The organism is Curtobacterium sp. B18, assembly GCF_000333375.1.
Lineage (GTDB): Bacteria > Actinomycetota > Actinomycetes > Actinomycetales > Microbacteriaceae > Curtobacterium.
On sequence record NZ_BACZ01000330.1, the window covers coordinates 1 to 6,643 of the forward strand.

Sequence of the window (6,643 nt, forward strand, 5' to 3'; positions counted from 1 at the left end):
CGGAGAGCCCGGCGCGGCGGATCCGGGTCGGCAGCAGGAGGTTGGCGTAGGCGTCGTCGACCTGCACCGCCCGCAGGACGTCGAAGGCGACACGGCGGGCGCTCGTCCGCCGCGGCCCGTGGTGTCGGCGCTGGCCGGTGCTCGCGGCGCTCATGCCAGGACCTTCCCGTCGAGGGAGCCGAGGCCCCGGGCCCAGGCCGCGGCCTCCATGGCCTGCTTGCCGGCGGGCTGCACCTCGGTGAGCACGAGCGGCTCGTCGGCAGTCCCGACGAGCAGCCGACCGCCTTGGACGCCGAGCGCACCGGGGGCGAGCGACGGGGCGGGGTCTGCCGCTCCTCCTGGCAGGCGGGTGCTGCGGAGGAGCTTGACGCGGGTCTCGCCGAGGTGGGCGTACGCGCCGGGCTCGGGCGTGACGCCGCGCAGGCGTGCGTGCACGACCGCGGCGGAGGCGGCGAAGTCGATGCGGCCGTCCTCGAAGGTCAGCTTCGGGGCGAGGGTGGGATCGCCGGTCTGCTCCACGGCGACCGCGGTGCCCGCGGCGAGGCCGTCGACGACACGGGCGACGGTCTCGGCACCGGTCTCGGCCATCGCGGCGAGGACCTCGCCGGAGGTCGCCTCGGGGTCGATGTCGAACGGGTCGCTGGCGTAGACCGGACCGGCGTCGAGCGCCTCGACGAGCTGGAACACCGTCGCGGCGGTGCGGGTGTCGCCGGCCATCACCGCACGCTGGACGGGAGCGGCGCCGCGGTACCGCGGCAGGTCCGAGAAGTGCAGGTTCACCCAGCCGAGCCGCGGAGCGTCGAGCGCCGGACGTCGGAGCAGGGCGCCGTAGGCCACGATCACGCCGAGGTCGACGTCGAGGGCGGCGATCCGCGCCGTGACCTCGTCGTCGACGCGGACGGCCTCGATGACGGGGAGGCCGAGGTCCTCGGCTGCCTGGGCAACGGGCGTGGGCGTGAGGACGCGCTTCCGGCCCTGCGGGGTCGCCGGACGGGTGAGCACGGCGGCGATCTCGTGCTCGGACGCCGCGAGGCGGCGGAGGGTGGGGACGGCCGCAGCGGGGCTGCCGGCGACGACGAGACGCATGGGTTCGATCCTCCCATGCCCGCGGCTGCCGGACGCGCCGGGCGGCGGGCCGGTAGGTTCGGCGGCACGGCTCACCAGGAGGTCCCATGTCCGACGTCACCACGTCCACCAACCGCTACGCGGGCTCGTCGATCCAGGCGATCGCGCTCGTCGTCGGGGTCGTCTTCCTGCTCGTCGGGATCGCCGGGTTCGTCCCCGGGCTGACGACGGGCGACCTCGGTGGGGCCGGACACGGCTCGATGGCGATGCTGCTCGGGCTGTTCCAGGTGTCGGTGCTGCACAACGTCGTGCACCTGCTGTTCGGGGTCGTCGGCCTGCTGGCGGCCCGGTACGCGACCGGATCGCGCATGTACCTCGTGATCGGCGGGGTCGTCTACTTCGTGCTCTGGGTCTACGGGCTGTTCACCGCCGGCCACGACTTCGGGGCGAACTTCGTGCCGCTGAACTGGGCGGACAACTGGCTGCACCTGGTGCTCGCGATCGGGATGGTGGCGCTCGGCGTGGTCTTCCCGCGCGAGCGCCCCCGGCCCGTCAGCGCGGCCTGACCGAGCCGTCGGCTCCGACCCGTCAGCGCGGCCCGACCGCGCCGTCGTCGACCCCGGCCGCGTCGCGCGCCGCGACGAAGGCCGCGACGCACCGGTCGACCTGATCCTCGGTGTGCGCCGCCGAGAGCTGCACCCGGATCCGCGCCCGGCCCTTCGGCACCACGGGGTAGCTGAACGCGGTCACGTAGATCCCGTGTGCCTGCATCTGGTCGGCGACCCGCGCGGTCAAGGCAGCGTCGTGGAACATCACCGGGACGATCGGGTGCTCCCCCGGCAGCAGCTCGAACCCGGCGTCGGTCATGCGCGACCGGAACCGCGCCGCGTTCGCCCGCAGCCGTTCGCGGGCGTCGTCCGACCGTTCGATGAGGTCGAGGGCCGCGACCGTCCCCGCGGCGATCACCGGGGCGAGCGAGTTCGAGAACAGGTAGGGGCGTGAGCGCTGGCGCAGCAGGTCGACGATCTCACGCCGACTCGCGACGTACCCGCCGGACGCGCCCCCGAGGGCCTTGCCGAACGTGCCCGTGTACACGTCGACCCGGTCGGCGACGCCGCAGAGTTCGGGTGTGCCGCGGCCGTGCTCGCCGACGAACCCGACGGCGTGCGAGTCGTCGACGATGACGAGCGCGTCGTACCGGTCGGCGAGGTCGCAGATCGCGGCGAGCGGGGCGATCGAGCCGTCCATGGAGAACACCCCGTCGGTGACGATCGCGCGGAACCGGGCGTCCCCGGCGGCGACGAGCTGCGCCTCGAGGTCCTGCACGTCGCGGTTCCGGTAGCGGAACCGCTGCGCCTTCGACAGCCGGACGCCGTCGATGATCGACGCGTGGTTCAGCTCGTCCGAGATGATCGCGTCCTCCGCGCCGAGGAGCACCTCGAAGAGGCCGCCGTTCGCGTCGAAGCACGACGAGTACAGGATCGTCGCCTCGGTCCCGAGGAACGCCGAGACGCGGCGCTCCAGGTCGAGGTGGAGGTCCTGCGTGCCGCAGATGAACCGGACGCTCGCCATGCCGTAGCCCCACCGGTCGAGGGCATCCTTCGCCGCGTCGACGAGGTCGGTGGAGTCGGCGAGCCCGAGGTAGTTGTTCGCGCAGAAGTTCAGCAGCGGCGCACCGTCCGCCTCGATCGCCGCACGCTGCGGTCCGGCGATGCCGCGCTCGCGCTTCGTGAGCCCGGCGGCCTCGATGCCCGCAAGCTCGGCCGCCAGGTGGTCCTTGATCGCGCCGTACATCAGATCTCCGTCCAGTCGATGACGACCTTGCCGCCGTCCGCGCTCGCCGCCGCGGCGAACGCTGCCTCCCAGTCACCCGCCGCGAAGCGCCCCGAGACGATCGAGGCGATGCGGTCACGCAGCACCGCGCTCGTCTGCAGCATCGAGCTCATGGTCTGCCACGTCTCGAACATCTCGCGGCCGTAGATGCCCTTCACCGTGAGCATGTGGGTCACGACCTTGCCCCAGTCGACCGCGATCTCACCGGTCGGCAGGCCGAGCATCGCGACCCGTCCGCCGTGGTTCATGTTGTCGACCATCGCGGGCAGGGCACGCGGCGCCCCGGACATCTCGAAGCCGACGTCGAAGCCCTCGCGCATGCCGAGCCGCTCCTGCGCGACGCGGATCGGGTCGCCGTCGGTGCCGACGTCGACGCCGAGGTCGGCGCCCATCGCCGATGCCATCGCCAACCGGTTCGCGCTGACGTCGGTGCCGACCACGAACCGCGCACCGGCGTGCCGCGCGACGGCGATCGCCATGAGGCCGATCGGGCCGCACCCGGTGACCAGCACGTCCTCGCCGACGACCGGGAACGCGAGCGCCGTGTGCACCGCGTTGCCGAGCGGGTCGAACAGGGCGCCCACCTCGGGGTCGACGTCGGCGTGGTGGACCCACACGTTCGCTCCGGGCAGCGTCAGGTACTCCGCGAAGGCGCCGTCGCGCTGCACGCCGAGGCCCTTCGTGCGGTTGCACATCTGACGGCGTCCGGCCCGGCAGTTCCGGCAGGTGCCGCACACGATGTGCCCCTCGCCGGAGACCCGGTCCCCCACCGCGACGTCGCGCACGGCGGCGCCGACCTCGACCACCTCGCCGAAGAACTCGTGGCCGGGGACGAGCGGGGCCGTGACCGCCGAGGCCGCCCAGTCGTCCCACCGCCGGATGTGCAGGTCGGTCCCGCAGATCCCGGTCCGGAGCACCCGGATGAGGACCTCGTCCTCGGTGGGGACCGGCACCGGCCGCTCGGTCATGATCAGTCCCGGAGCAGCGTCCAGCTTGTAGAGCGCCCGCATCGGCGTCACCTCGTCACTTCGTCGTGCGTGTGATGTGTTCGGCGGTGGTTCGTGGCCACCGTCGACCAGCCTGGCACAGGTCGAGCGGGCAGGGTGGCCGACTCGGAACGACGAGACCGCTGTCGTACGACGTCGGCGATGTCGCTCCGTGCAGACGCCGGCAGTCGCGACACGGAACGAGCGACGACACCGCTGTCGTACGACGTCGACGATGTCGTTCGACGTCGGACCGCCACCCCACGACGACCCCTCGTCAGACCTCGCTGAAGGGTTCCGCGTCGTCGAGCCGCACCCGCAACGCCGGCGCCGCCCGTCGTCGGTTCCCCCCGGGGAGCACCCGCCGGGTGGACGCGCGCCGGATCACCTCGGCCTTGAGCGTCGCCGCGACCTCGGCGCCGTGCGCGTACGGGAAGCGCACGATCGCACGCACGGCACCCGGAGCTGCATCGTCCTCGACGGGCACCGGACCGAGCACAGGGCCGACCGTGAGGCCGTCGAGCGCCTCGACCGCGGCCGTGACCGCCTCGTCCGTGCCGGTCAGCGTCGCGACCCGGACGGCGGGCGGGAAGTGCAGCTCCCGGCGGTCGGCGAGCTCGTCGTGCGCCGGCTGGTCGAGCCGCCACAGCGCCATGGCCGTCGCGAGCTTCCCGCCGATGCCGACGAGGTAGGCCTCGGCGCCCGGGGCTCCCTTGGCGGCGGCGTTCGTCCAGAAGCGCAGCACGTCCTCCTGCACGCGGAGCCCTTCGCGCGCGAGCATGCGCTCCCCGTCGAGCAGGAGCACGCACGCGTACCCGCCCGGGACGCTCGGCTCGGCACCGCGAGTGGCGACCACGACCGAGGGGCGCGCCGGGACCTCGTCGAGCGGACGGGACCCGTCGGCGACCACGATGCGGGTGCCGGGGAACGCCCGGCCGAGCTCGTCCGCGGTGCGTTGCGCCCCCTGGCCGACCGGCTTCACGGTGCCGTTGCCGCACGTCGGGCACCGGAACCCGACGGCCAGCGCACCGCAGAACCGGCACTGCGGCGTCGCTCCGCGATGAGGGCTGCCAAGCGGTCCGCCGCAGATCCGGCAGTGCGCCCGCTCCCCGCACTCGGCGCACACCAGCCCCGTCCCGAAGCCGGGACTGGCGACCTGCACGAGGACGGCGCCGTGCTGGCTCGCCTCGCGGGCGGCACGCCAGGCAGAGCTCGGGATGCGGGCCTCGGCCGCGAAGCCCTCGGCCCCGGTCTGCTGCACGGTCGGGATGACCTTGGGCGTCCGGACGCGGTGCGGTGCGACCTCCTGCAGCCAGTGCAGCTCGACGAGGCGCTGGACGTCGGTGCTCCGCGCGTGCGAGACGAACAGGAGCGCCGCACCGGACTGCGCGGCCCGGACCAGGGCGACGTCGCGGGTGTGCACGTAGGGCGCGCGGGGCTCGGTGAAGGAGGCGTCGCCGTCGTCCCACATCGCGATGAGCCCGAGCTCGGTCGCGGGCGCGTACACCGCCGTACGGTTGCCGATCGCGACGACCGCGTGCGTGCGGGCCTGCAGCAGCGCCTTCGCGCGCTGCCCGTTCGTCTGCTTGGCGTCGAACCGGACGACCCGCTCCGGCGGCAGCACCGCGAGGAGCGCGCGCTCGAGGTCGATGACGTCGCGGAAGTCCGGTACGGCGATCACCGCCGACTGCTCGGTGGCGAGCGTGTGCGCCGCCGCCTGGGCGAGCGTCGCGGCCCAGCCGGGGACCCAGACGGGCGCGTCCTGGTCACCGAGCGCGACGGGGTGGGGGACGGCGGAGACCGCAGCCCGACCGTGGTCGGCGACCAGCGCCTCCAGGGCGCCCTCGGCGTAGTCCGTGACCGGCGGTGGCGTCACCGCCGGCGGCGACCAGGTGGTGTCGCGGGCCAGCCAGGCCTTCTCGGCGCGGACCTGACGGGTCGGGACGGCGAGCCGGAGCACGTCGGACGCGACCCCGGCGGCACGGTCGGCCACAGCCCGTGCGAGCGACCAGATCTCCGGCGCGAGGACGGGCACCGGGGAGACGACCGTCTCGATGGCGCTGAGCTCGCCCGGGTACTCCCCCTCGGTGACGATCTCGACGACGTACCCGTCGGACATCCGCGCCCCGGTGCGCAGCGGCACCTTGACGCGGACCCCCGGCACGCAGTCGTCCTCGAACTCGGCCGGCACCCGGTAGTCGAACAGTCGGTCCAACTGCGGGAGCGGCGAGTCGAGGACGACGCGCGCGACGGTGGTCACGCGGAGCCTCAGACGGTGGCGGCGACGAGTCCTGCGGCGACGCGGAGTTCCTCGACGCGGTCGAGCTGCTCCCAGGTGAACCCGGGGAGCTCGCGGCCGAAGTGACCGTACGTCGCGGTCTGCGCGTAGATCGGGCGGAGCAGGTCGAGGTCACGGATGATCGCGGCCGGACGGAGGTCGAAGACCCGCAGGATCGCGGCCTCGATCGTGGCGTCGTCGACGTGACCGGTGCCGAACGACTCGACGTAGAGCCCGACGGGCTTCGCGCGGCCGATCGCGTACGCGACCTGCACCTCGAGGCGGTCGGCGAGGCCCGCGGCGACCGCGTTCTTCGCGACCCAGCGCAGGGCGTAGGCGGCCGAGCGGTCGACCTTCGACGGGTCCTTGCCGCTGAACGCGCCGCCACCGTGCCGGGAGGCGCCGCCGTAGGTGTCGACGATGACACTTGCGGCCGGTGAGACCGGCGTCCCCCTGGGGGCCACCGATCTCAAGCGCCGTC

The 6,643-nt window shown here is 73.7% G+C and carries 5 protein-coding genes and 1 pseudogene; 1 reads left to right on the forward strand and 5 read right to left on the reverse strand.

What is annotated here, in order from left to right:
• Positions 1-150 precede the first annotated feature (150 nt).
• Complete coding sequence (fmt, locus tag I5E_RS09105; RefSeq protein ID WP_022906703.1) at positions 151-1,086, reverse strand: methionyl-tRNA formyltransferase; 936 nt, start codon at positions 1,084-1,086, stop codon at positions 151-153.
• An 86-nt stretch (positions 1,087-1,172) separates the two neighbouring features.
• Here fmt and I5E_RS09110 point away from each other — a divergent pair, with 86 nt between their 5' ends.
• Complete coding sequence (locus I5E_RS09110) at positions 1,173-1,631, forward strand: DUF4383 domain-containing protein (RefSeq protein ID WP_022906704.1); 459 nt, start codon at positions 1,173-1,175, stop codon at positions 1,629-1,631.
• Positions 1,632-1,653: 22 nt separating this feature from the next.
• On the opposite strand, the gene I5E_RS09115 is transcribed toward I5E_RS09110, so the two are convergent.
• The 4 genes and pseudogenes from I5E_RS09115 to I5E_RS09130 form a co-directional block, all read right to left on the reverse strand.
• On the reverse strand, positions 1,654-2,859 hold the full coding sequence (locus tag I5E_RS09115; RefSeq protein WP_022906705.1) for a glycine C-acetyltransferase: 1,206 nt from the start codon (positions 2,857-2,859) through the stop codon (positions 1,654-1,656).
• Positions 2,859-3,908 (reverse strand): L-threonine 3-dehydrogenase, encoded by a 1,050-nt coding sequence (gene tdh, locus I5E_RS09120; RefSeq protein WP_031261992.1) that lies wholly within the window; start codon positions 3,906-3,908, stop codon positions 2,859-2,861. The genes I5E_RS09115 and tdh overlap by 1 nt, the downstream gene beginning before the upstream one ends.
• Positions 3,909-4,161: 253 nt before the next feature.
• Complete coding sequence (locus I5E_RS09125) at positions 4,162-6,144, reverse strand: hypothetical protein (RefSeq protein ID WP_022906707.1); 1,983 nt, start codon at positions 6,142-6,144, stop codon at positions 4,162-4,164.
• An 8-nt stretch (positions 6,145-6,152) separates the two neighbouring features.
• Positions 6,153-6,643: pseudogene (locus I5E_RS09130) on the reverse strand (methionine adenosyltransferase domain-containing protein); the annotation flags it as partial.

Excerpts from the sequence above, each read along its gene's own strand:
- I5E_RS09115 (WP_022906705.1), bottom strand. The coding sequence starts at position 2,859 with ATGTACGGCGCGATCAAGGACCACCTGGCGGCCGAGCTTGCGGGCATC.
- tdh (WP_031261992.1), bottom strand. The coding sequence starts at position 3,908 with ATGCGGGCGCTCTACAAGCTGGACGCTGCTCCGGGACTGATCATGACC.
- I5E_RS09110 (WP_022906704.1), top strand. The coding sequence starts at position 1,173 with ATGTCCGACGTCACCACGTCCACCAACCGCTACGCGGGCTCGTCGATC.
- fmt (WP_022906703.1), bottom strand. The coding sequence starts at position 1,086 with ATGCGTCTCGTCGTCGCCGGCAGCCCCGCTGCGGCCGTCCCCACCCTC.